Annotated in this window: 18 protein-coding genes; 3 read left to right on the top strand and 15 right to left on the bottom strand. The window is 65.3% G+C overall.

The features are described from left to right. Positions 1–199: 199 nt before the first annotated feature. The 9 genes from H3H39_RS24140 to H3H39_RS24100 all read right to left on the bottom strand — a co-directional run bounded on the left by H3H39_RS24140 (position 200) and on the right by H3H39_RS24100 (position 11,831). Positions 200–1,459: a maltoporin gene (locus H3H39_RS24140; protein ID WP_182156930.1), complete on the bottom strand. Its 1,260-nt coding sequence runs from the start codon at positions 1,457–1,459 to the stop codon at positions 200–202. Positions 1,460–1,511: 52 nt separating this feature from the next. Beyond that, the gene (locus H3H39_RS24135) at positions 1,512–3,017 is read right to left on the bottom strand and encodes a CoA-acylating methylmalonate-semialdehyde dehydrogenase (protein WP_182156929.1); all 1,506 of its coding nucleotides are present in this window, start codon (positions 3,015–3,017) and stop codon (positions 1,512–1,514) included. 153 nt (positions 3,018–3,170) lie between these two features. Beyond that, entirely contained in the window at positions 3,171–3,968 is a 798-nt protein-coding gene (gene iolB / locus H3H39_RS24130; RefSeq protein ID WP_182156928.1) for a 5-deoxy-glucuronate isomerase, read from the bottom strand. Then, a complete protein-coding gene (gene iolE, locus H3H39_RS24125; protein ID WP_182156927.1) occupies positions 3,965–4,900 on the bottom strand; it encodes a myo-inosose-2 dehydratase in 936 nt (311 codons plus the stop codon). The genes iolB and iolE overlap by 4 nt, the downstream gene beginning before the upstream one ends. Continuing rightward, positions 4,897–6,786, bottom strand: coding sequence for a 3D-(3,5/4)-trihydroxycyclohexane-1,2-dione acylhydrolase (decyclizing) (gene iolD / locus H3H39_RS24120; protein WP_182156926.1), 1,890 nt, complete (start codon positions 6,784–6,786; stop codon positions 4,897–4,899). The genes iolE and iolD overlap by 4 nt, the downstream gene beginning before the upstream one ends. Beyond that, positions 6,783–8,732, bottom strand: a complete 1,950-nt coding sequence (locus tag H3H39_RS24115; RefSeq protein ID WP_182156925.1) for a bifunctional 5-dehydro-2-deoxygluconokinase/5-dehydro-2-deoxyphosphogluconate aldolase — start codon at positions 8,730–8,732, stop codon at positions 6,783–6,785. The genes iolD and H3H39_RS24115 overlap by 4 nt, the downstream gene beginning before the upstream one ends. Before the next feature lie 15 nt (positions 8,733–8,747). Continuing rightward, positions 8,748–9,533, bottom strand: a complete 786-nt coding sequence (locus H3H39_RS24110; RefSeq protein WP_182156924.1) for an ATP-binding cassette domain-containing protein — start codon at positions 9,531–9,533, stop codon at positions 8,748–8,750. A 3-nt stretch (positions 9,534–9,536) separates the two neighbouring features. Further along, the gene (locus H3H39_RS24105; protein WP_182156923.1) at positions 9,537–10,724 is read right to left on the bottom strand and encodes an ABC transporter permease; all 1,188 of its coding nucleotides are present in this window, start codon (positions 10,722–10,724) and stop codon (positions 9,537–9,539) included. A gap of 69 nt (positions 10,725–10,793) precedes the next feature. Next, the gene (locus tag H3H39_RS24100; protein WP_182156922.1) at positions 10,794–11,831 is read right to left on the bottom strand and encodes a sugar ABC transporter substrate-binding protein; all 1,038 of its coding nucleotides are present in this window, start codon (positions 11,829–11,831) and stop codon (positions 10,794–10,796) included. A 208-nt stretch (positions 11,832–12,039) separates the two neighbouring features. On the opposite strand from H3H39_RS24100, the gene H3H39_RS24095 reads away from it, so the two are divergent. The 3 genes from H3H39_RS24095 to H3H39_RS24085 are packed head-to-tail and all read left to right on the top strand — an operon-like array spanning position 12,040 to position 14,914. Then, positions 12,040–12,906: a MurR/RpiR family transcriptional regulator gene (locus H3H39_RS24095; protein ID WP_182156921.1), complete on the top strand. Its 867-nt coding sequence runs from the start codon at positions 12,040–12,042 to the stop codon at positions 12,904–12,906. After that, positions 12,899–13,885: an inositol 2-dehydrogenase gene (gene iolG / locus H3H39_RS24090; protein ID WP_182156920.1), complete on the top strand. Its 987-nt coding sequence runs from the start codon at positions 12,899–12,901 to the stop codon at positions 13,883–13,885. The genes H3H39_RS24095 and iolG overlap by 8 nt, the downstream gene beginning before the upstream one ends. Before the next feature lie 9 nt (positions 13,886–13,894). Beyond that, the gene (locus H3H39_RS24085) at positions 13,895–14,914 is read left to right on the top strand and encodes a Gfo/Idh/MocA family oxidoreductase (protein ID WP_182156919.1); all 1,020 of its coding nucleotides are present in this window, start codon (positions 13,895–13,897) and stop codon (positions 14,912–14,914) included. Between the two features lie 113 nt (positions 14,915–15,027). Here the strand turns inward: H3H39_RS24085 and H3H39_RS24080 are convergent, their stop codons facing one another. From H3H39_RS24080 to prpB, 6 genes are all read right to left on the bottom strand, one after another. Further along, positions 15,028–16,689: a cation acetate symporter gene (locus H3H39_RS24080; RefSeq protein ID WP_375540456.1), complete on the bottom strand. Its 1,662-nt coding sequence runs from the start codon at positions 16,687–16,689 to the stop codon at positions 15,028–15,030. Next, complete coding sequence (locus H3H39_RS24075; RefSeq protein ID WP_182156917.1) at positions 16,689–16,997, bottom strand: DUF485 domain-containing protein; 309 nt, start codon at positions 16,995–16,997, stop codon at positions 16,689–16,691. Before H3H39_RS24075 ends, H3H39_RS24080 begins: the two co-directional genes overlap by 1 nt. Positions 16,998–17,200: 203 nt before the next feature. Further along, a complete protein-coding gene (gene prpF / locus H3H39_RS24070) occupies positions 17,201–18,391 on the bottom strand; it encodes a 2-methylaconitate cis-trans isomerase PrpF (protein ID WP_182156916.1) in 1,191 nt (396 codons plus the stop codon). A gap of 78 nt (positions 18,392–18,469) precedes the next feature. Then, the gene (acnD, locus tag H3H39_RS24065; RefSeq protein ID WP_182156915.1) at positions 18,470–21,064 is read right to left on the bottom strand and encodes a Fe/S-dependent 2-methylisocitrate dehydratase AcnD; all 2,595 of its coding nucleotides are present in this window, start codon (positions 21,062–21,064) and stop codon (positions 18,470–18,472) included. Positions 21,065–21,090: 26 nt separating this feature from the next. Continuing rightward, positions 21,091–22,245, bottom strand: a complete 1,155-nt coding sequence (prpC, locus tag H3H39_RS24060; RefSeq protein WP_182156914.1) for a bifunctional 2-methylcitrate synthase/citrate synthase — start codon at positions 22,243–22,245, stop codon at positions 21,091–21,093. A 53-nt stretch (positions 22,246–22,298) separates the two neighbouring features. Continuing rightward, on the bottom strand, positions 22,299–23,186 hold the full coding sequence (gene prpB / locus H3H39_RS24055; protein WP_182156913.1) for a methylisocitrate lyase: 888 nt from the start codon (positions 23,184–23,186) through the stop codon (positions 22,299–22,301). Positions 23,187–23,403 lie beyond the last annotated feature (217 nt).

The following is a 23,403-nucleotide window of genomic DNA, read 5'->3' as shown; positions in this document are numbered from 1 at the left end:
GTAAAAAACGCTGCCCTCGCGACGGCAGCGTCATCGCCAGATCATAAACCACATTGCTCACGTTTTCCACTGAGCAATCCGATAGTCCCCTCTATTCCCGCCCCCTGCGCATCGGGCGTTGCAATAAAAACAGCCCCGGACCTTGCGGGCCGGGGCTGCGGGGTGCGTCATCCGGGGCCGCTCGCGGCCCCTTCCCTCCTTAGAACCAGGCTTCCACCTGCACGCCCGCCGATGTGCCGCTGGTGCCGGCGCCGAATGCGGGGCCGGCGTTGTTGCTGGCATTGAGCGCGGCCCGCGCCGGGTCGTTCCATTTGCCGTAGGTGACGAAGGCGCGCAACTCAGGCCGCGACCAGTAGCCCTTGCCGGCCGTGATGGTGGGGGCGAAGGTGACGGTCGTCAAACGCAGCGCGTCGCCGCCGTTGGGCTGGGTGACGCGGTGCGCGCCCACCTCCATCTGCAGCTTGAAGTGCTCGGACAGGGCATACACGGGGCGGGCGCCCAACGTGGTCCAGTTGCTGGAGCCGCCCGCGTCCGACTTGTCGCGCTGGGTCAGGGCCACGAATTCCATGCTGAATTCAGGGGTCGGCTGCATCACCAGGTCGTTGAAGACGCGGGTGCGGGTCACATCGCTGCCCAGCGTGGTGCTGCCGGAGGCGCCGATGCGGTCGTTACCGACGCCGATGCCCGTGCCTGGGCCCACGCCGTACTGGATGCCGAAGGTGTTACCGCCGCCCAGCACCTTGTCCTGCTTGTGCAGCACGGTCAGTTGCCAGCCATTGTGCTTGTCCTTGCCCTGCGCCGTGATGATGGAGGTGGCGATATCGAGCGTGCCGCCCGGGTTGACGGGCAGGCCTTCGTAGATCAGGTTCTGGCGCAGGGCCGATTTGTTGTCGGTCACCAGGCCCGTGGCGGGATTGATGGTGATGCTGTCGTTGTCCTTGAAGATGGCGTAGCTGAATTTTCCGGGACCGGCCTTGACGCCGTCGATACCGCCACCGGTGCCGTTCAGGTTGATGTACTGCAGGTCCAGCATGTGGATGTCCGGACGGTAGTAGTAGCGCTTACCGATCCAGGCCACGCCGCCGTTCAGCACATCGATGCCCTTCGCTTCGACATAGGCCTTGGCCAGGCCCAGTTTGGCGTCGCCGAACTCGGAACCGGCGTTCCACTCATTGGCCCACAGCGTGCCGACGAAGCTCACGCCGTCCGGGGTCTTGGCGAATTCCTGGGTGTAGCCGCCTTCGAAGTAGGCGTCGCACTCGTTGCCGAGGCGGTACTTCATGGTATTGCCACCCAGGCTGTAGCAGTTCTGCGGGCCGTGGCTGGAACTGCTGCCCGCGCCCGCACGCAGGTAGCCGTGGAAGCCTTCCTCGTCGTGGCCGGCATCGGCGCGCGCCGCGCTGGCGGCCAGCGCCAGGGTGAGCGCCAGGGGCAATGCTTTTAATATCCGCTGATCCATCTGTTACGTCTCCTCGTTGTTATTAAAATGATGTGGTGATGCCCACCACTGGCTACTTCATGGTCGGCATGGCGAACTCCGCGCCGGCCGCGGTGGCCGCCGGCCAGCGCTGGGTCACCGCCTTCTGTTTGGTGTAGAACCGTACCGATTCCGGACCGTGCGCATGGTGGTCGCCGAACAGGCTGCGCTTCCAGCCGCCGAAACTGTGGAATGCCATGGGCACCGGAATGGGCACATTCACGCCCACCATGCCCACCTGCACACGCTGCGTGTACTCACGCGCGGTGCCGCCGTCGCGGGTGTAGATGGCGGTGCCGTTGCCGTATTCATGGCCGTTGACCAGCGCCAGCGCGGCCGCGAAATCGGGGACACGGACAATGCATAGCACCGGGCCGAATATCTCTTCGCGATAAATGTCCATTTGCGGCGTCACATGGTCGAACAGACTGCCGCCCAGGAAGAAGCCCTGCTCGTGGCCGGGCACCACCAGATCGCGGCCATCGACCGCCAGGCTGGCACCGGCCGCCACGCCACGCTCGATGTAGCCGACGATCTTGTCCTTGTGGGCCTGGGTCACCACCGGTCCCATCTCGGCCGCCAGGTCCATGCCATGCGTGACCTTGAGCGCACGGATGCGCGGACACAGTGCCTCGACGAGGCGGTCGCCCACATCGCCCACCGCCACCACCACGGAGATCGCCATGCAACGCTCACCGGCCGAACCGTAGGCCGCCCCCATCAGGGCGTCCACCGTTTGCGCCAGGTCGGCATCCGGCATCACCACCATATGGTTCTTGGCGCCGCCCAGCGCCTGCACCCGTTTGCCGGCGGCGCAGCCACGGCTATAGATGGCTTGCGCGATCGGGGTCGAACCGACAAAGCTGACGGCCTGCACATCGGGATGGTCCAGCAGTCCCTCCACCGCGTCCTTGTCGCCCTGCAGCACGTTGAACACGCCGTCGGGCAGGCCGGCCTCGGTCAGCAGGCGCGCCATCAGCAGGCTCGCCGAAGGATCGCGCTCGGACGGCTTGAGCACGAAGGTGTTGCCGCAGGCGATAGCCATCGGGAACATCCACAGCGGCACCATGGCCGGGAAATTGAACGGCGTGATGCCCACGCACACGCCTAGCGCCTGGCGCATGGTCCAGGCGTCGATGCCGCCGCCCACCTGCTCGGTATATTCGCCCTTGAGCATTTGCGGAATGCCGCAGGCGAATTCCACCACCTCGATGCCGCGCGTGACCTCGCCCCGAGCATCCGTCAAAACCTTGCCGTGTTCGGCCGTGATCAGGGCGGCCAGCTGGCCGGCGTGCTGCTCCATCAACTCCTTGAACTTGAACATGACGCGCGCCCGGCGCAGCGGCGAGGTGGCCGACCAGGCCGGGAACGCGGCCTGCGCGGCCGCCACGGCCGCATCCAGTTCGCGCCGGTCGGCCAACGCCACCTGCGCGCTGACGGTGCCCGTGGCGGGATTGAAGACGGGGCTGGTCCGGCCCGATTCGGAGGCCTGCCGGCGTCCGGCGATGTAGTGGCCGATGTGTAGGGTTTGCGTGTTCATGGCGATTCCTTCCGTGTGTATGGTTTGCCAGCGGCGGCCATAGCGGCCGGCCGCGGGGCGCGCAGGGCAACAACGGGCCCACGGGCGCGCGGGGAGCGCGTCCGGGCGCCGGCATTGCCGGTCAGTGTTATTGGGAATATCAGCGGTGGTGAATCAGGGTGGCTTCAGCATCCATTCGTGCTGGGGGTCGTTCTTGAACTGCCAGACCCGCCGCTCCCCCGCCATCACGTTCAGGTAGTAAGACTCGTACCCGTAGGGCACCACCACCGGGTGATAACCGCGCGGCACCATCACCACGTCATGGTTTTCGACCGCCATGGACTGGTCCAGCGTGCGGTCGTCCGTGTACACGCGCTGGAACGCGAAGCCCTGGGACGGATTGAGGCGATGGTAATAGGTTTCCTCCAGCGCGCTTTCGCCGGGCAGGTCGTCGCAGTCGTGCTTGTGGGGCGGATAGCTGGACGAATGACCACCCGGCGTGCGCACCTCCACCACCAGCAGGCCATCAGCCTCCTCGGACTGCGGCAGAATGTCGCATACGTAGCGGGTGTTGGCGCCACTGCCGCGCACCGAGCGCTGCATGCTGGCCGGTTCGATCAGCCGCGCCGGCCGTTCCGTGCGGGCCGGGGCGCTGCACAGGGCCAGCTCCGCGTCCACGCTCGCGACGATGTTCACGCCCTGCCCGCCCGGCACATACAGGGCATAGGGCGCCATGTCGTCGAACACGCTGGCACGCCGGCCCACGTCCCGCCATACCTGGCCGCCGACTGCCATCGTCACCACCCCGCACAGGACGACGACGCAGTATTCGCGTTCGCCGCTGTGGAACTCCAGCTGTTCGCCACATTCAAGGCGATGGGCGGAAAAGCCCACATGCTTCCAGCCGGCCGATTCCGGCGTCACCCGCACGATCTCCTGGCCGCTGCGCTTGCCCTTCACCAGCAGGTTCATGCCGCCTCCCGTCCCGCCAGTTCCGTCTCGCGCACCAGTCGCTCCAGGTGGCGGTAGCCCATCTCGGCGTACTGGTAGCTGGGCGCCACGGCCGGGTCCTGCTCGGCCTCCACCACCAGCCACCCCTGGTAATCGTTCTGGTACAGCAGCCGCAGCACGCCGGCGAAATCGATGCAGCCGTCGCCGGGCACACTGAACGCGCCGTTCAGCACCGCCTGCAGGAAACTCCAGTTGCCGTTGCGGGCCATCCTGGTCACGGCCGGGCGCACGTCCTTGCAGTGCACGTGCGAGACGCGCTTGATGTGCTTTTCCAGCACGGCCACCGCGTCGCCACCGCCGAAGGTCATGTGGCCGCTATCGAACAGCAGGCCCAGCTCCGGGCCCGTCAGCGCCATCAGGATGTCGACGTCGGCCGGCGATTCGACGTAGGCGCCCATGTGATGGTGATAAGACAGGCGCACGCCATGGGCCAGCGTGTGGCGGGCGAAGGCGGTCATCTTGTCGGCGTAGGCCTGCCAGCGCGCCATGCTGGTGAAACGCGGCCGTTGATACAGCGGCTGGGGGCGGCCCTGGATGGCGTCGGCCACTTCACCGTACACCATCACGGTGGCGCCGTTCTCAGCCAGCAGACGCAGATGCGGCCCCACCGCCTCGATCTCCTGTTCCACCGTGCGGCCGGGGTCGGCCAGTTGGCCCGAATACCAGCCCGATACGCACTCCAGGCCGTACTTGCCCAGCACCGCGCCCAGCGCGGCCGGCTCCTTGGGGAACTTGTTGCCAAGCTCGAAGCCGCGATAGCCGATCTCGGCGCCCTCGCTGAGCGCTGTCTCCAGTGGCGTTTCGCCGCCCAGCGACGGCAGGTCGTCGTTCATCCACGAAATCGGGTTGATGCCTATCTTGACGCGAAATGGTTTGTTGGCAGTGTGGTTCATTGATTGTTCCTTTGTGCTTGCTTGTCCTGTTCATACGCCTGGCGCGCCTGTCTGACCTGTTCGCGCTCCGACACTTCCGGCACCGCCACCTCCCACCAGCAACCACCTTCGCTGGTGGTACGCGACGGGTCGGTGGCTATGCACACCAGGTAGCTGCGGTCGGCCGCGCGCGCACGCGCCAGCGCCGCTTCCAGTTCCGGTATGGTCTTGACGTTTTCCGCCATGGCGCCCAGCGAGCGCGCGTGCATGGCGAAGTCGATGCTCGGCATGCCGGGACCGTCCTGCAGGCAATCGTCGAACAGGTTGTTGAACGGCGCCCCACCCACCGCCTGCTGCAGGCGGTTGATGCAGCCGTAGCCGCGGTTGTCGAGCACCACCACGATCAGCTTCCTGCCCAGCATGACGGAGGTGGCCAGTTCCGAATTCATCATCAGATAGCTGCCGTCGCCCACCATCACCACCACCTCCGCGTCCGGCCGGGCCATCTTCACGCCCAGGCCGCCCGCGATCTCGTAACCCATACAGGAATAACCGTATTCCATGTGGTAGCCGCCGGGACTGGACGTGCGCCACAGCTTGTGCAGTTCCGCCGGCAAGGTACCGGCCGCACACACCACGATGTCGCGCCCGGCCGAATCGGGCGCCGAGCGCTGCACGGCGCCGATCACCTCGCCGTCGTAAGGCAGCGCCACCTCGCGCCGCGCCGTGATGGCGTCGACGGTGGCGCGCCACTCGCGCGCCTGTGATTGGGCCCGCGCGGTCCAGGCCTCGGCCGCGCGCCAGTCGCCCAGCCGGTCCGACAGGCGCTCCAATCCCAGTTTGGCGTCCGACAGCAAGCCCAGGCCGCGCCGTTTCAATCCGTCGAAGGCGTTCACGTTCAGGCTAAGCAGTTGTGCCTGGGCGAACAGCGTGTGCGAACCGGTGGTGAAGTCCTGCAGCCGGGTGCCGACGGCCAGCACCAGGTCGGCCTGTCCCGCCAGCAGGTTGGCGGCTGGTGCGCCGGTGACGCCGATCGCCCCCAGTTGCAAGGGATGGTCCCAGGGCAGCGCGCCTTTGCCGGCCTGCGTCTCGGCCACCGGCACGCCGTGGCGTTCGGCGAACGCACGCAAGGCGGCGCCGGCCTGGCCGTACAGCACTCCGCCGCCGGCCACGATCAGGGGCTGGCGTGCACCGGCCAGCAAGGCCGCCGCTTCGGCCAGTTCCTCGTCCTGCGGCTGGACGCTGCGGAAACGCACCAGCGGCGGCTGGAAGAACTCGTCCGGATAATCGTAGGCCATGGTCTGCACGTCCTGCGGCAGGGCCAGCGTGACGGGGCCGCACTGGGCGGCGTCCGTCAGCACGGCCACCGCGCGCGGCAGCGCCGTCAACAGCTGCTCCGGATAGACGATGCGGTCGAAATAACGCGACAGCGGCTTGAAGGCGTCGTTGGCCGACACGCTGCCGTCCGTGAAATCCTCCACCTGCTGCAATACCGGGTCCGGCGCACGGGACACGAACACGTCGCCCGGCAGCAGCAGCACGGGCAACCGGTTCACATGGGCCAGCGCGGCCGCCGTCAGCAAATTGGTGGCGCCCGGGCCGATCGAGGTGGTCACCGCCATCATGCGGCGCCGCATATGAGCCTTGGCGTAGGCGATAGCGGCATGGGCCATGCCCTGTTCGTTATGGGCGCGATAAGTGGGGAAACTCTCGCGCTGCTGGTACAGGGCCTCGCCCAGCCCGGCCACATTGCCATGGCCGAAAATGGCGAAGGCGCCGCCGAACAACGGTTCCGCGCCCGTCTCCGTCGCCACCCGCAAGGCCGCCAGGTAGCGCACCAGCGCCTGGGCCATGGTCAGGCGCACGGTGCGGCCGGTGCGGCCGGTGCGGTCAGGCAGCGCGCTCATGCCGCCTCTCCCAGCGCGGCCGGACGGGTCTGGCGCCAGATGCGGATCAAGGACTCGAAGTTGGCGCGGATCTCGGCGACCAGTTGGCCGTCGTCGATCTCGCCGGCCAGCCAGCGCCCGCAGGGCGTGTGGAAGATGGTGCGGCCGACCATGAAGCCGCGGCAGGTGGCGCTGGCGCGCGACGCTTCAAAACTGGCGGCCAGTTCCGCCATCGAGGCATGCAAGCCCAGCAGCACGACACCACGGCACCAGGGATCGCGTTCCCGCAGCAGTGCGTCGATGGCGCGCCACTGCTCCGGTTCCATGTGCTCCAGTTTCCACCACTCGGGGTAGACGCCGATGTTGTACAGGCGCTTGACGGCGCGGTATACCGTGTCCGGCGCGCAGGCCATGGATTTGGGCGGAATCACCTCCAGCAGCAGTTCGTGGCCGCTGACCTGGGCCGCGTCATACAGCGCCTTGACCTGGGCTTCCTGCTCCAGCCGGTTTTCCACCTGATCGTCCGGGTGCAGCTGGACCAGGCACTTGATCACATGCTCGCGGGGCCAGCTGACCAGGTGCGAGCCTATCGAGCGGCCCCAGTCGAACACCAGCGGGTTGGAACCGGGCAGCTCGACCGGCCGGCCGATCCACCAGCCGCGTCCCGTGGCCGCGTTGAGCGCGTCCTCGCCGTAGCGGTCATCGATCAGCACGCCGACCCGCCCCCCCAGACCCAGCGCTTGCTCCGTCTCGTGCACGGCCCGCAGCAGCAATCCTTTCAACGCGGGGATGCGTTGCTCGTCCGCGCCCACTTGCTTGGCCAGCTCGAAGAACTGGTTGCGGTGGTCGAAGGCGAATACGCACAACTCGTCCCACCGGGTGCGCTGTGCCGTCACCCGGTGCAGGCGGTTCAGCGTGGCGTCGCGGCCGGGGCGGCGCAATTGGGCCGCGTTGGCCAGGAAGTAGTCCAGTTCAGCGGGCGTGGGCATGGCCGGCGCGCAGGCATGGCGCGCCACCACCAGCGCACCGCAGGCGTTGGCGCTGCGGCAGCAAGCCGCGTAATCGGCGCCGCGCAGCCATTCCTTGAGGAAGCCGGCCAGGAAGGCGTCGCCGGCGCCCAGCACGTTCATCACTTCCACCTGCACGCCCTGGAAATTGAACGCTTCGTCCAGCGTGGCCGGGATGGCGCCGGCGATCACGGCGCAGCCCAGCGGACCGCGCTTGACCACCAGCGTGGCCGGCGTGACGCGCCGTACCGCCGCCAGCGAGGCGACGATGTCGGCGCCGCCGCCGGCGATCATGAATTCCTCCTCGGTGCCCACCACCAGGTCGAACTGGGGCAAGATGGCTTGCAGGTGGGCCGTCACGCCGCCGTCCGGCACGAAACGGGTGGCGCCGTCGGCGCGCGCCGACAGCCCCCACAGCACGGGGCGGTAATCGATATCGAGCACGGTGCGCACGTTGTGACGGCGGGCGTGGGCCAGCGCCAGGCTGCTGACATGGTGCATGGCCGCCGTCGAGAAGTGGGTGCCGGTGATCAGCAGCGCGCGGGACGAGCCGATGTAGGCCTCGTCCACATCTTCGGGACGGATCGCCATGTCGGCGCAGTTTTCCCGGTAGAAGATCAGCGGGAACGTGTCACGATCCTTCAGGCCCAGCGTGACCAGCGCGGTCAGGCGCTCGGGATCGACGGAAACGTGGCTGATGTCGCAGCCTTCCCGGCTGAGGGTCTCGGTCAGGAAGCGTCCCATATGGTCGTCGCCGACGCGCGACAGCATGGACGCGCGCAAGCCCAGGCGCGCGCTGCCGAAGGCGATGTTGGCCGAGGACCCGCCCAGGTATTTGGCGAAGCTGGTCACGTCCTCCAGCCGGGCGCCGATCTGCTGGGCGTACAGGTCCACGGCCAGGCGGCCCAGGCAGATCAGGTCGAGCGCGCGGTTGGCCGCGAATTGGGTGGGGTTGTTCATGGTTGCGCCTTTCATCTAGATGGTCACGCCATCGAGTTCGCTCATCAGGGTCTGCATTTCGGCGCCGCCGGCCATCATGTCCAGCAGTTCATCCTTGCTCACGGTCTGCTTGGTGTAAGTGCCCAGCGACTTGCCCCGGTTGAGCAAGGTGAAGGAGTCGCCGATCGGATAGGCATGGTGCACGTTGTGGGTGATGAAGATCACCGAGATGCCCCGCTCGCGCGCCTTGTGGATCAGCTTGAGCACATTGAACGACTGCTTCACGCCCAGCGCTGCCGTCGGCTCGTCCAGAATCAGCACCCGCGCCCCGAAATGGATGGCGCGGGCGATGGCCAGGCACTGCTTCTCGCCGCCGGACATGGTGCCGATGGCCTGGTGCGGATCGCGCACCATGATGCCCATCTCGGCCAGCTTGGCGCGGGCCGTCTGGGCCGCGTAAGCCATGTCCATCACGGGCAGCACGCCGAACAGCTTCTTCATCGGTTCGCGTCCCATGAAGAAATTGCGCGCCACCGACAGCAGCGGCACCAGCGCCAGGTCCTGGTAGACGGTGGCCACGCCGGCGTCCAGCGCCTCGCGCGGCGACTGGAAGTTGACCGCCTTGCCATCGACCAGGTACTGGCCATCGGTGGGCTGGTGCACCCCGGCCAGGGTCTTGATCAGGGTCGACTTGCCGGCCCCGTTATCGCCCAGCAGGCAATGCACTTCGCCCTGTTTGAGGCGCATGGTCACGTTCTGCAGCGCGATCACCGAGCCGAATCGTTTGCTGACGTTTTCCAACGCAAGAATATATTCACTCATGACTTACCTCGCTTCCGTCACGCGGCTACGCACGTAGCGGTTGAACAGCACCGCGATCAGCAGCATCACGCCGAGGAATACGCGGAACCAGTCCGAATTGATGTTGGTATAGGTGATGCCGATCTGGACCACGCCGAAGATCAGCGCGCCGAAGCAGGCTCCCACCACCGAGCCGTAGCCGCCCGTCAGCAGCGAACCGCCGATGACGGCCGCGATGATGGCCTCGAACTCCTTCTGCATGCCGCGGTCGGCCGCCGCCGAACCCACATCGCACACTTGCAGCACGGCGAACAGGCAGGCGCAGAACGCGGTGAACACGAACAGTGACGTTTTCACCAGCCGAACCGGCACGCCCACGTTCTTGGCCGCGTTGGCGTCGCCGCCGACGGCGAAGATCCAGTTGCCGTAACGGGTGCGGGACAGCACGAAACCGCCGCCCAGCGCCAGCACCGCCCACCACACGATCACCTTGGGAATGCCCTTGACCAGCGGCTCGCCGCCATCGAGCACGGCGATCCAGCCGGCCCTGGCCATCCAGCGGAACAGGCCCACGCCCACGTCGCCCTGGAACAGCAAGCCGGCCAGCCAGTCGTGCGCAGCCAGCTCGCCCACGCCGCTGACGATGGTCCGGTTGGCAAACATGATCGACAGCGCCAGCGTCAACCCGCGCAGGATGAACAGGAAGGCCAGCGTGACGATGAACGACGGCAGCCGGGTCTTGATCACCAGGTAGCCATTGAGCCAGCCCAGCGCCATGGAACCGGCGAAGGCGAAGCAGATGGCCACCCATAGCGGCCAGTGGAAATAGACGGACGGGATGGCGATCATCATGCCGGCGAAGCCGATCATGGAGCCGATCGACAGGTCGAACTCGCCGGCGATCATCAGCAGGCAGGCGCCGATGGCGATCACGCCCAGATAGGCGGCCACCTGCGACCAGTTGATCACGCCATCAAGGTTGAACATGCCGGAGCCGCCGGCCGTCAGGCCGAAGAAGGCGAACACCAGCACGGCGCCGGAGATGGAGGCGAACTCGGGACGGCTGAACAGGCGTCCGATCACGCCGACCTGCTGCACGCGCTCGTCGGCGCCTGCGGCCGGCCCGGGAGGGGCCGGCGGGGAACTGGGGGGAACTGCCGCGGATACGCCGGCGAACAGCACCGGCCCCGCGCTTGATTTAACCGCACTCATGACTTCTTCCTTTTTGACTCCGCCGGCGCGCGACGGCCACCACTTCAGCCCGCGCCGCCGGCGGTGAATTTAGCGGTACTGGCCAGCGTATTTTTCAACCTTGGCGATATTGTCGCGGGTCACAAAGCCCGGCCCGGAGCCGATGTGGCGCACGCCGTAGGAAGGCGACAGCCCATAATCGGCCAGCCGCGCCTGGAACTTGGGATTGGCCATCAGCTTGGCCTTGACCTTGGCCATGTCGGTGAGCTTGTCCTGCTTCATGATGGCCATCACGGCCACTGGCAGATAGCCTTGCAGGTAGGGCTGCTGGTCGATGGCGAACTTGATGCTGCCATCCTTGATGCCCTTGGAGATATCCTCCGACAGATCGAAGGTGGCGAACCAGAGCTTGCCCTTCAGGCCCATTTTCTCGACCGCCCGCATGGCCGGCACGGCCGAATCGGGGCCCAGCGCCAGCACGGCCTGGGTGCCGGGGTTGGTGCGCAGGTAGGCGCTGACCTTGCTCTCGATGACGCCCGGGTCGATGCCGTTGGTGTCGAGCGTGGCGGCCTTGTAATCGACGCCCAGCGCGTCGGCGAAGCCGCGGCAGCGTTCAAATGAGGAAGGATTGGTGGCGTAGTGGTTCACGCACACGAAGGACTTGATGCCGGCCGCCTTGGCCTTGGCGCCGGCGCCCTGCCCGGCCTCGTATTCCGGCTGGCCCACATGCATCAGGGCGCCCAGTTGTTCGCTTTGCTGCAAGGTGCCCGAGTTGATCGTGATGAGAGGGATCTTCTTCGCCACCACCAGCTTGAGCGGCTTTTGCAGCACGCTGTAGTCGGCGATGCTGGCCACCACGCCGTCGTAGTTACGGGCCGCCGCCTGTTCGATCAGGCGTGCCATGTCGGCCAGGTCGCCGTTCGGCGGATTGCGGTAGTCGACCGTCACGTTGAAATCGTCACCGGCATCCTTGACCGCGTTCTTGATGGTGTTCCACCACGAGTCCGAGTCGGGCGCGTGGCTGACCAGCACGAATTTCTCGCCGGCCGCCTGGCTGGCGCCCGCCGCCAGCACCAGCGCCAGCGCTGCTGCACATTGCACTACCGTCCTGCGTTTAAAACCTTGCATGATGTCGTCTCCGTTATCGTTTTATCAGACTGATTTTCGGACTACCTTAGGTCGCTGCTTTCAATGCGTTGTGGCTCGCATTGATGTCAAGCTTAGAACATCGTCAACGCATTTGCAATTTCTTTTTCAAATTTTTTTAAAATAGAAATTTGTTTTCAATTTCTGGAAAGACTTCTATAATTCCTCACATCGGAACAAGGAGCACAACATGGCCGAACCAGCCTCGGTGGAAAATCTGATGGAGCAGATAGCGGACGAATATGAGTCGCTGTCGCGCCAGTTGAAAGTGATCGCCAAATACATAGAGCAGCACAAGGCCAGCCTGATGCTGGAGAAAATCAGCGACATCGCCGCAGCCTGCGACGTGCAGCCCTCGGCTATCGTGCGCTTTGCCCAGCGCTTCGGTTTTACCGGATTTAGCGAGATGCAGGACGTGTTTCGCCAATCCTACACGGAGCAGGCCAACGCGGCGCCCAATTACCAGCAGCGCATCCGCAAGCTGATCGCCTCGCGCGACGACCAGCTCGATATCGGCCAGCTGACCCGCGAATTCATCGACGCCAGCCGCACCGGCCTGGGCGAACTGTCCGAAGGCCTGGACGACGCCCAGCTGGAGGCCGCCGTGACCTTGCTGCAGAAGGCCGACAACATTTACGTGGTGGGAGTGCGGCGCGCTTTTCCGGTGGCGTCCTACATCGCCTACGCGCTGCAGAACACCAACAAGCGCGTGCACCTGGTCAATGGCCTGGGCGGCATGTACCGCCAGCAGATCCGCAGCGTGCGCGAACGCGACGTGGTGATCGCCATCAGCTTCGCGCCCTACGGACAGGAAACCCAGTATTGCGCCCGCGTGGCCCATCACCAGCGCGCCAAGCTGCTGGTGATCACCGACAGCAAGCTGGCGCCGCTGGCGCGCGTGGCCGACGCCCTGCTCACCGTGACCGAAGGCAGCGCGTTCGCGTTCCGCTCGCTCACCAGCACCCTGTGCCTGTGCCAGGCGCTGTTCATCGCACTGGCCTACAAACTCGAGTTGGACATAGAAGAAACCCAAGACCCTGGAGGATATGATGATTGAGGCAGCACTGTTCGGCGCCGGTCGCATCGGCAAGATTCACGCAGCAAACCTGGCGCGCCAGTCCGGCGTGCGCTTGAAGTATGTGGTGGACGTGCACGCCGATTCGGCCCAGGCCCTGGCGCAGCAGCATGGCGCCAGCGTCACCAGCGTGGAGGCGGCGCTGGCCGATCCCGCCATTGGGGCGGTGCTGATCGCCTCCAGCACGGACACGCACGCCGACCTGATCGTGCGCGCGGCGGCGGCCGGCAAGGCCATCTTCTGCGAAAAGCCGGTCGACCTGACGCTGGCGCGGGCGCGCGCGGCGGCCGACGCCGTCCGCCAGGCCGGCGTGCTGTGCATGATCGGCTTCCAGCGCCGCTACGATCCCACCTTCGCCGCCGTCAAGGCGCGCCTGCAGGCGGGCGAGATCGGCGTGCCCGAGGTGCTGAACGTGACCAGCCGCGATCCGGGCGCTCCCCCCGTCAGCTACATCAAGGTTTCGGGCGGCATCTTCAAGGACATGCTGATCCACGACTTCGACATCTGCCGCTGGATACTGGACGACGAAGCGGCCAGCGTGTACGCCACCGGCAGCTGCCTGACCGATCCGGCCATCGGCGAAGCGGGCGATCTGGACAGCGCCGTCGTCACCATCCGCACCCGCGGCGGACGGCTGTGCCAGATCAACGCCAGCCGGCGCGCCGCCTACGGCTACGATCAGCGCTTCGAGATCCTGGGCAGCGCCGGCATGCTCCAGGCGGGCAACCACAAGCCGACGGAAGTGACGGCATACACGGCCCTCAACGTCAGCCAGGACAAGCCGGAGCACTTCTTCCTGGAGCGCTACCGCGCCGCCTATGCCGACGAAATCGCCCACTTCTTCGACGCCATGATCAACGGCACGCCACTGCGCACCACCGTCGACGATGGCCTGAAAGCGCTGGAACTGGCCGAAGCGGCCACCACCTCCTGGCGCGAAAAGTGCGTCGTCAACCTCTAGGAGGTGGTCATGGAAAAACTCAGGATAGGCATCGCCGGACTGGGCCGGCTGGGCCAGCGTCACGCCGAGAACCTGGCCCACCGGGTGCCCAATGCGCAGCTGGTGGCCGCCTGCAGCCCCGTCGAACAGGAACTGGAATGGGCCCGCAAGACACTGGGCGTGGCCCACTGCTATGCCGAGTACGCGGCACTGCTGGCCCATCCCGGCCTGGACGCCGTGTTCCTCGTCACGCCCACCTCCCTGCACGCGCAGCAGATCATCGCCGCGCTCCAGGCGGGCAAGCACGTGTTCTGCGAAAAGCCGCTGTCGCTGGACCTGGAGGACTGCCTCAAGGTGGAGGCCGAGGCGGCCCGCCACCCGCACCTGCAGGTGATGATAGGTTTCGTGCGCCGCTTCGACGCCAGCTACCGCGATGCCGCCTACAAGATCCGCGCCGGCATGATCGGCAAACCCTACCTGGTACGCTCGCAGACCATGGACCTGAACGATCCGGGCGGCTTCTTCGTGCGTTTCGCCGCCAGCAGCGGCGGCATCTTCCTCGATTGCAGCGTGCATGACATCGACCTGGCGCGCTGGCTGCTGGACTCACCCGCACCGGCGCGCGTGACGGCCACCGGCACCACAGTGATCCACCACGGCCTGCGCGAATTCGGTGACGTCGACAACGGCCTGGCCACGCTGGAATTCGCCGACGGCAGCATGGCCAGCTTCATGGCCTCGCGTACCATGGCGCACGGCCACGAAACGCTGACCGAGGTATTCGGCACCAAGGGCCGCCTCACCATCGGCGGCGGCGCGCAGCTGAACCGGGTGGAAATGGCCGACCACAACGGCATCAGCCACGAATGCACGCCGGACTTCTACAGCCGCTTCAGCGACGCCTTCCTGCTGGAAGCCCAGGAATTCGTGGCTGCGGCGCTGGGCCAGGGCAAGCTGTCGCTCAAGCTGCACGACGCCACCGAGGCGACCCGCGTCGGGCTGGCCATGGCGCGCTCAATGCGGGACAGGCAGGCCGTCGACCTGCTGTAAGCGGCTGCCCCCAAGAAAAACAAAGGACGGAAAATCCGGGACGGACCCCAATTTTCGCGATGCGAAAATTGGGGTCCGTCCCGGATTTTCCGTCCTTTTTTTGGAGCGGCTGCTTAGTGCGCGGAGGCGGCGGCGGCGCCGATACCCGTCTCGGAACGCATTTCCTGCGCTTCGTAGCCGGCGCGGTCGATGCGGGCGCGTGGGCTCTTGTCGAGGATGGAGAACAGCCAGATGCCCACGAAGCCGGCCGTCATCGAGAAGATGGCGGGCGAGGCGTAAGGGAACCAGGCGTCCTTGTTACCCAGCACATCGACCCACACCGATTTCGACAGCACCGTCAGCACGACGGCCGTGATCAGGCCCATGAAGCCGCCGATGGTGGCGCCGCGGGTGGTGCAATCCTTCCACAGCACGGACATGAACAGCACCGGGAAGTTGGCCGAAGCGGCGATGGCGAAGGCCAGCGACACCATGAAGGCGATGTTCTGCTTCTCGAACAGGATGCCCAGCGCGACGGCGACAATGCCCAGCACGATGGTGGTGGCACGCGAGACGCGCAGTTCTTCCCAGCTGGTGACCTGGCCCTTCTTGATCACGGTGGCGTACAGGTCGTGCGACACGGCCGAAGCACCCGACAGGGTCAGACCGGCCACCACGGCCAGGATGGTGGCGAAGGCCACGGCCGAGATAAAGCCGAGGAACACGTTACCGCCAACTGCCTTGGCCAGGTGGATAGCGGCCATGTTGTTCCCGCCCAGCAGTTTGCCGGCGGCATCCTTGAACTCGGGATTGGTCGACACCAGCACGATGGCGCCAAAGCCGATGATGAAGGTCAGGATGTAGAAGTAAGCGATCCAGGTGGTGGCCCAGAACACGGACTTGCGTGCTTCCTTCGCGCTAGGCACGGTGAAGAAGCGCATCAGGATGTGCGGCAGGCCGGCGGTACCGAACATCAGCGCCATACCGAACGAGATGGCCGACACAGGGTCCTTGATGAAGGTGCCCGGGCCCATGATGGCGTCCTTTTTGCTGTGCACTTCAACGGCCTTGGCGAACAGCGCCTCGGGGCTGAAATTGAACTGCCCCAGCACCACGAAAGCCATGAAGGAAGCACCGGCCAGCAGCATCACGGCCTTGATGATCTGCACCCAGGTGGTGGCCGTCATACCGCCGAACAGCACATAGACCATCATCAGCGTACCGACCAATACCACGGCGATCCAGTATTCCAGGCCGAACAGCAGTTTGATCAGCTGGCCCGCGCCCACCATCTGCGCGATCAGGTAGAACGCCACCACCACCAGCGTGCCGGAGGCGGAGAAGATGCGGATCGGCTTTTGCTGGAAGCGGTAAGCCGCCACGTCGGCGAAGGTGAAGCGGCCCAGGTTACGCAGGCGCTCGGCCATCAGGAAGGTGATGACGGGCCAGCCGACCAGGAAGCCGATGGCGTAGATCAGGCCATCGTAACCGTTCAGGAACACGGCGGCGGAAATGCCGAGGAAGGAAGCGGCCGACATGTAGTCGCCCGCGATGGCCAGGCCGTTCTGGAAGCCGGTGATGCCGCCGCCGGCCGTGTAGAAATCGGCCGCCGACTTGGTCTTGGCGGCCGCCCACTTGGTGATGAACAGCGTGAAGATGACGAACGCGCCGAACATCAAAATGGCGGTCCAGTTGGTAGGCTGCTTCTCAGCCTGGCCCAGGTCGGCGCCGGCGGCCAGCGCGGCCCCGGCCACGCCCAGCATGGCCAGCGCGGCCAGCATGCGTTTCAGGTTCATCATGGTTGTACCCGTGCGCGGATAGCCGCCGTATGTTCGTCGAACTCGCCGTTGGCGCGGCGCACGTAGATACCGGTGATCAGGACCGTGAACACGATCACGAACAGACCCATGGGCATACCCCAGGTCATCACACCATTACCGATGCGGGTGGCCAGCAACTCCTTGTCGAAGGCGATCAACAGGATGAAGCCGTAGTACACGGCCATCATCATCCAGGTCAGCGTCCAGCCATAGCGGGAACGGGCCGATACCAGCTTGTGGTAGCTGGGGTCCGCTTTTATCTTTTGTACTAAATCGTCGTGCATCGCAGTCTCCTTCATTATTGTCATGCCTTTTATTCAGGCTGAGTCCAGATTAGACCCGCTCCCTTACCGTTCGCTTACGCCTGACGGCCAAATGAGCAAAATGACACGCAAAAAGAACAGCGCCGGCGACGATGGCGACGGACGAAAAAAAAGCGCCGCAAAAGCGGCGCCATGGTGCGGTGCGGCAAACGTAAAAATGGACGTCAGAAGCTGTCGCCCGGCACCCGCACCCAGCCTTCCATCAGCACCCGCGCGCTGCGGCTCATGATGGCCTTGGTCACGCTCCACTCACCGTTCACCTGGCTCGCTTCCGCGCCCACGCGCAAGGTGCCCGACGGGTGGCCGAAGCGCACCGCGTTGCGGGCGCCACCGCCAGCCGCCAGGTTCACCAGCGTGCCCGGAATGGCGGCCGCTGTGCCGATCGCCACAGCCGCCGTGCCCATCATGGCATGGTGCAGCTTACCCATCGACAGGGCGCGCACCAGCAGGTCCACGTCACCGGCCGCCACCTGCTTGCCGCTGGAGGACACGTAATCCTTGGGCGCGGCCACGAAGGCCACCTTGGGCGTGTGCTGGCGCTTGGCCGCTTCGTCCAGGTTCTGGATCAGGCCCATGCGCAGCGCGCCGTGGGCGCGGATGGTTTCGAACATGGCCAGCGCCTTGGCGTCGCCGTTGATGGCGTCCTGCAGCTCCATACCCGTGTAGCCGATCGCTTCCGCGTTGACGAAAATGGTGGGGATGCCGGCGTTGATCATGGTGGCCTTGAGCGTGCCCACGCCGGGTACTTCCAGGTCGTCCACCAGGTTCCCGGTCGGGAACATGGAACCGCCGCCGCCCTCCTCGTCGGCCGCCGGGTCCATGAATTCGAGCTGCACTTCGGCCGCCGGGAAGGTCACGCCATCGAGCTCGAAGTCGCCCGTCTCCTGCACCGCGCCGCCCGTGATGGGAACGTGGGCGATGATGGTCTTGCCGATGTTGGCCTGCCACACGCGCACGGTGGCCATGCCGTCCTGCGGGATACGGCTGGCGTCCACCAGGCCGCCGCTGATGGCGAACGCGCCCACCGCCGCCGACAGGTTGCCGCAGTTGCCGCTCCAGTCCACGAAGGCCTTGTCGATCGAAACCTGGCCGAACAGGTAGTCGACGTCGTGATCGGGCTTGCTGCTCTTGGCCAGGATCACGGTCTTGCTGGTGCTGGAGGTGGCGCCGCCCATGCCGTCGATCTGCTTGCCGTAGGGGTCGGGGCTGCCGATCACGCGCAGCAGCAGCGCGTCGCGCGCGGCGCCCGGCACTTGCGCCGCGGCGGGCAGGTCTTGCAGGCGGAAGAACACGCCCTTGCTGGTGCCGCCACGGATGTAGGTGGCGGGGACTTTGATCTGTGGTACGTGGGTCATGATGATGTATTCCTAAAAAAGACAGGCGGTACGTCGCCGTACCGCCTGCCGTGCCGAACGATCAGCCCTGGTCGCGCATTACGCGGCCTTGGACGATTCCAGGAAGTCCTGCGCGAAGCGTTGCAGCACGCCGCCCGCCTCGTAGATCGACACCTCCTCGGCCGTATCGAGACGGCAGATCACGGGTACTTCGACCTTGGAACCGTCGCGGCGGTTGATCACCAGCGTCAGCGTGGCGCGCGGGGTGCGCTCGCCGATCACGTCGTAGCTTTCGGTGCCGTCGATGTGGAGCGTGTTGCGGTTCACGCCGGGCTGGAATTCCAGCGGCAGCACGCCCATGCCCACCAGGTTGGTGCGGTGGATACGCTCGAAGCCTTCGGCCACGATCGCTTCCACGCCTGCCAGGCGCACACCCTTGGCGGCCCAGTCACGCGAGGAACCCTGGCCGTAGTCGGCGCCGGCGATCACGATCAGCGGCTGCTTGCGTTCCATGTAGGTTTCAATGGCTTCCCACATGCGCGTCACTTTGCCTTCCGGTTCGATGCGGGCCAGCGAGCCGGCTTTGACCTTGCCGTCTTCCAGCACCATTTCGTTCTTCAGCGTCGGGTTGGCGAAGGTGGCGCGCTGCGCCGTCAGGTGGTCGCCACGGTGGGTGGCGTAGGAGTTGAAATCCTCCTCCGGCAAGCCCATTTTCGCCAGGTATTCGCCGGCCGCGCTGTCGAGCATGATGGCGTTCGACGGCGACAGGTGGTCGGTGGTGATGTTATCGCCCAACACCGCCAGCGGAAGCATGCCCTTCAACGTACGCTCGCCTGCCAGCGCGCCTTCCCAGTACGGCGGACGGCGGATGTAGGTGGTCTGCGGACGCCAGTCGTACAGTGCGCTGACCTTGATGCCGTCGTCGGCCTGCTTGGCGAACATGGGGATGTACACCTTGTTGAACAGGGCCGGCTTGACGCTGGACTCGACCAGCGCGTCGATCTCCTCGTCCGATGGCCAGATGTCCTTGAGCGTGACGGGCTTGCCGTCGGCGTCATGGCCCAGCACATCCTTCTCGATGTCGAAGCGGATGGTGCCGGCGATGGCGTAAGCGACCACCAACGGCGGCGAGGCCAGGAACGCTTGCTTGGCGTACGGGTGGATGCGGCCGTCGAAGTTGCGGTTGCCCGACAGGACGGCGGTGGCGTACAGGTCGCGCTCCACCACTTCCTTCTGGATCACCGGGTCCAGCGCGCCGGACATGCCGTTGCAGGTGGTGCAGGCGTAAGCGACCACACCGAAGCCCAGCTTTTCCAGCTCGTCCATCAGGTGCGCTTCTTCCAGGTACAGCGTCACCGCCTTGGAGCCGGGCGCCAGCGAGCTTTTCACCCATGGCTTGCGGGTCAGGCCGCGCGCGTTGGCGTTGCGGGCCAGCAGGCCGGCGGCGATCATGTTGCGCGGGTTATTGGTGTTGGTGCAGCTGGTGATGGCGGCGATGATGACGGCGCCGTCGGGCATCAGGCCAGGCTCGTTCTCCACCTTGCCGCTGATGCCGCGCGCGGCCAGCTCGGAGGTCGGCACGCGCTTGTGCGGATTGGACGGGCCGGCGATGTTGCGCACCACGGTCGACAGGTCGAACTTGAGCACGCGCTCGTATTCGGCCGCCTTCAGGGTGTCGCCCCACAGGCCGGTCTGCTTCGCATACTGCTCCACCAGCTTGACCAGTTCATCGTCGCGGCCGGTCAGCTTGAGGTACTTGATGGTCTGTTCGTCGATGTAGAACATGGCCGCCGTGGCGCCGAATTCCGGCGCCATGTTGGCGATGGTGGCGCGGTCGCCCAGCGTCAGCGCGGTCGCGCCTTCGCCGTAGAATTCCAGGTAGGACGACACCACTTTTTCCTTGCGCAGGAATTCGGTCAGCGCCAGCACCGTGTCGGTGGCGGTGATGCCCGGTTGCGGCTTGCCGCTCAGCTCCACGCCGATGATGTCGGGCAGGCGCATCCACGAGGCGCGGCCCAGCATCACGCTTTCCGCTTCCAGGCCGCCCACGCCGACGGCGATCACGCCCAGCGCGTCCACCATCGGGGTGTGCGAGTCAGTGCCGACCAGCGTGTCCGGATAGGCGACGCCGTCGCTCACCTGCACCACGGGCGACATGCGTTCCAGGTTGATCTGGTGCAGGATGCCGTTACCAGGCGGGATCACGTCGACGTTCTTGAACGCCTTCTTGGTCCAGTTGATGAAGTCGAAGCGGTCTTCGTTACGACGGTCTTCGATGGCGCGGTTTTTGTTGAACGCGTCGGGATCGAAACCGCCGCATTCAACGGCCAGCGAGTGGTCCACCACCAGCTGGGTCGGCACCACCGGGTTGACCTTGGCAGGATCGCCGCCTTGCAGGGCGATAGCGTCGCGCAGGCCAGCCAGGTCGACCAGCGCGGTCTGGCCCAGGATGTCGTGGCACACCACGCGCGCCGGGAACCAGGGGAAGTCCAGCTCGCGCTTGCGCTCGATCAGTTGCGACAGCGAGGCATTGAGCGTGGCCGGATCACAGCGGCGCACCAGGTTTTCGGCCAGTACCCGCGAGGTGTACGGCAGCTTGTCGTAGGCGCCAGGCTGGATCGCATCGACAGCGGCGCGCGCGTCGAAGTAATCAAGCTTGGTGCCCGGCAGGTTCTTGCGGAATTGAGTATTCATGGAAGCTTGTACTCCTTGTCCTTGGATTACTTACGGTCGGAGATAGGCACGAAGTGCAGGTCGTCCGGGCCGACGTAGTTGGCGCTTGGGCGAATGATCTTGTTGTCGATGCGCTGCTCGATGATGTGCGCGGCCCAGCCGGAGGTGCGCGAGATGACGAACAGCGGCGTGAACATGGCGGTCGGCACACCCATCATATGGTAAGACACGGCCGAGAACCAGTCCAGGTTGGGGAACATCTTCTTCACTTCCCACATCACCGATTCCAGGCGTTCGGCGATATCGAACATCTTGGTCGAACCGGCTTCCTTGGACAGGTTGTGCGCCACTTCCTTGATCACCACGTTGCGTGGGTCGGAGATGGTGTACACAGGGTGGCCGAAGCCGATCACCACTTCCTTGTTGGCCACGCGGTTGCGGATATCCGCTTCCGCTTCGTCGGCGTTCTCGTAGCGCTTCTGGATCTCGAACGCGAATTCATTGGCGCCGCCGTGCTTGGGACCGCGCAGCGCGCCGATGGCGCCGGTGATGGCCGAGTAGATGTCCGAACCCGTGCCGGCGATCACGCGGCCGGTGAAGGTGGAGGCGTTGAACTCATGTTCCGCGTACAGGATCAGCGAGGTGTGCATGGCCTTGACCCACGACTCGGATGGCTTCTCGCCATGCAGCAGGTGCAGGAAGTGGCCGCCGATGGAATCATCGTCCGTTTCCACGTCGATGCGCTTGCCGTTGTGGCTGAAGTGGTACCAGTACAGCAGCATGGAACCGAACGACGCCATCAGACGGTCGGCGATGTCGCGCGCGCCTGGCACGTTGTGGTCGTCCTTCTCCGGCAGGGTGCAGCCCAGCACGGACACGCCAGTGCGCATCACGTCCATCGGGTGGGCCGACGCGGGCAGCGCTTCCAGCGCCGACTTGAGCGATTGCGGCAGGCCGCGCAGCGATTTCAGTTTGCCCTTGTAGCCTTTCAGTTCAGCGGCCGTTGGCAGCTTGCCGTGCACCAGCAGGTAAGCGATTTCTTCGAATTGGCAGGTGTTGGCCACGTCCAGGATGTCGTAACCGCGGTAGTGCAGGTCGTTGCCGGTCTTGCCGACGGAGCACAGCGCGGTATTACCGGCGGTCACACCCGACAGGGCGACGGATTTTTTTGGCTTGAAGCCGGCGGCTTGTTCAACGGTCATTTCAAATCTCCTGATGCGTTATTAGGTTGTGCGATTGCGGTGTAAGGTGGTGCTTATTTCTTCGATGCGGCGAACAGCGCGTCGAGCTTTTGCTCGAAGCTGTGGTAGTTGATGCGCTCATACAGTTCCATGCGGGTCTGCATGGTGTCGACCACGTTTTTCTGGGTGCCGTCGCGGCGGATCGCGCCATAGACGTTTTCGGCCGCCTTGTTCATGGCGCGGAAGGCCGACAGCGGATACAGCACCAGGCCCACGTCGGCGCCGCGCAGCTCGTCCACCGTGTACAGCGGGGTCGAGCCGAATTCAGTGATGTTGGCCAGCACCGGCACCTTGACGGCCTTGGCGAACTGGGAATACATCGGCAGGTCGGTGATCGCTTCCGGGAAGATCATGTCGGCACCCGCTTCCACGCAGGCGATGGCGCGGTCCAGGGCCGATTCCAGGCCTTCCACGGCCAGCGCGTCGGTGCGGGCCATGATGACGAAGTTCTCGTCGGTGCGGGCATCCACGGCGGCCTTGATGCGGTCCACCATTTCCTGCTTGGTGACGATCTCCTTGTTCGGACGGTGGCCGCAACGCTTGGCGCCAACCTGGTCTTCGATGTGGATGGCGGCGGCGCCGAACTTGATCATGGACTTGACGGTGCGGGCCACGTTGAAGGCGGAGGAACCGAAGCCGGTGTCCACGTCCACCAGCAGCGGCAGGTCGCACACGTCGGTGATGCGGCGCACGTCGGTCAGCACGTCGTCCAGGCTGGAGATGCCCAGGTCGGGCAGGCCCAGCGAACCGGCAGCCACACCGCCACCGGACAGGTAAATGGCCTTGAAGCCGGCGCGCTTGGCCAGCAGGGCGTGGTTGGCGTTGATGGCGCCCACCACCTGCAGCGGGGATTCTTCTTGTACGGCTTTGCGGAATGCGGCGCCGGCGGAATATTGGCTCATGTCTGACCTTTCGTGTGCGTGTGCGTTGTGCTTGCGGTTGGTTGCGCCGTGGCGCGTTGCGAACAGGTATTGCAAGGGACGTGCCAACGGGCATCGCCTAGGCGCGCTGGCGGACAAACCCAGCAAAATCAATTACTTGGCACGTGGATGGTCGCGGATATACTTGAGTACGCAAGTAATTCACGTTGCAAGGCCGTTGCTAATATGTTTCAAAAAC

Origin of the sequence: Rugamonas apoptosis (assembly GCF_014042355.1) — a bacterium.
In the GTDB taxonomy this organism is placed as follows: domain Bacteria; phylum Pseudomonadota; class Gammaproteobacteria; order Burkholderiales; family Burkholderiaceae_D; genus Rugamonas; species Rugamonas apoptosis.
The sequence above is the reverse complement of the archived record's forward strand: the minus strand, read 5'-3'. Positions and strand labels throughout refer to the sequence as shown.

Bases quoted from the DNA above. Each gene is read 5' to 3' on its own strand.
- H3H39_RS24140 (WP_182156930.1), bottom strand. From the start codon at position 1,459: ATGGATCAGCGGATATTAAAAGCATTGCCCCTGGCGCTCACCCTGGCG.
- H3H39_RS24105 (WP_182156923.1), bottom strand. From the start codon at position 10,724: ATGAGTGCGGTTAAATCAAGCGCGGGGCCGGTGCTGTTCGCCGGCGTA.
- prpC (WP_182156914.1), bottom strand. From the start codon at position 22,245: ATGACCGTTGAACAAGCCGCCGGCTTCAAGCCAAAAAAATCCGTCGCC.
- H3H39_RS24110 (WP_182156924.1), bottom strand. From the start codon at position 9,533: ATGAGTGAATATATTCTTGCGTTGGAAAACGTCAGCAAACGATTCGGC.
- prpF (WP_182156916.1), bottom strand. From the start codon at position 18,391: ATGACCCACGTACCACAGATCAAAGTCCCCGCCACCTACATCCGTGGC.
- iolB (WP_182156928.1), bottom strand. From the start codon at position 3,968: ATGAACCTGCTGGTGAAGGGCAAGCGCAGCGGCCAGGAGATCGTGCGG.
- H3H39_RS24085 (WP_182156919.1), top strand. From the start codon at position 13,895: ATGGAAAAACTCAGGATAGGCATCGCCGGACTGGGCCGGCTGGGCCAG.
- H3H39_RS24075 (WP_182156917.1), bottom strand. From the start codon at position 16,997: ATGCACGACGATTTAGTACAAAAGATAAAAGCGGACCCCAGCTACCAC.
- H3H39_RS24100 (WP_182156922.1), bottom strand. From the start codon at position 11,831: ATGCAAGGTTTTAAACGCAGGACGGTAGTGCAATGTGCAGCAGCGCTG.
- H3H39_RS24115 (WP_182156925.1), bottom strand. From the start codon at position 8,732: ATGAACAACCCCACCCAATTCGCGGCCAACCGCGCGCTCGACCTGATC.
- acnD (WP_182156915.1), bottom strand. From the start codon at position 21,064: ATGAATACTCAATTCCGCAAGAACCTGCCGGGCACCAAGCTTGATTAC.
- H3H39_RS24095 (WP_182156921.1), top strand. From the start codon at position 12,040: ATGGCCGAACCAGCCTCGGTGGAAAATCTGATGGAGCAGATAGCGGAC.
- H3H39_RS24135 (WP_182156929.1), bottom strand. From the start codon at position 3,017: ATGAACACGCAAACCCTACACATCGGCCACTACATCGCCGGACGCCGG.
- iolD (WP_182156926.1), bottom strand. From the start codon at position 6,786: ATGAGCGCGCTGCCTGACCGCACCGGCCGCACCGGCCGCACCGTGCGC.
- iolE (WP_182156927.1), bottom strand. From the start codon at position 4,900: ATGAACCACACTGCCAACAAACCATTTCGCGTCAAGATAGGCATCAAC.
- iolG (WP_182156920.1), top strand. From the start codon at position 12,899: ATGATTGAGGCAGCACTGTTCGGCGCCGGTCGCATCGGCAAGATTCAC.
- H3H39_RS24080 (WP_375540456.1), bottom strand. From the start codon at position 16,689: ATGAACCTGAAACGCATGCTGGCCGCGCTGGCCATGCTGGGCGTGGCC.
- prpB (WP_182156913.1), bottom strand. From the start codon at position 23,186: ATGAGCCAATATTCCGCCGGCGCCGCATTCCGCAAAGCCGTACAAGAA.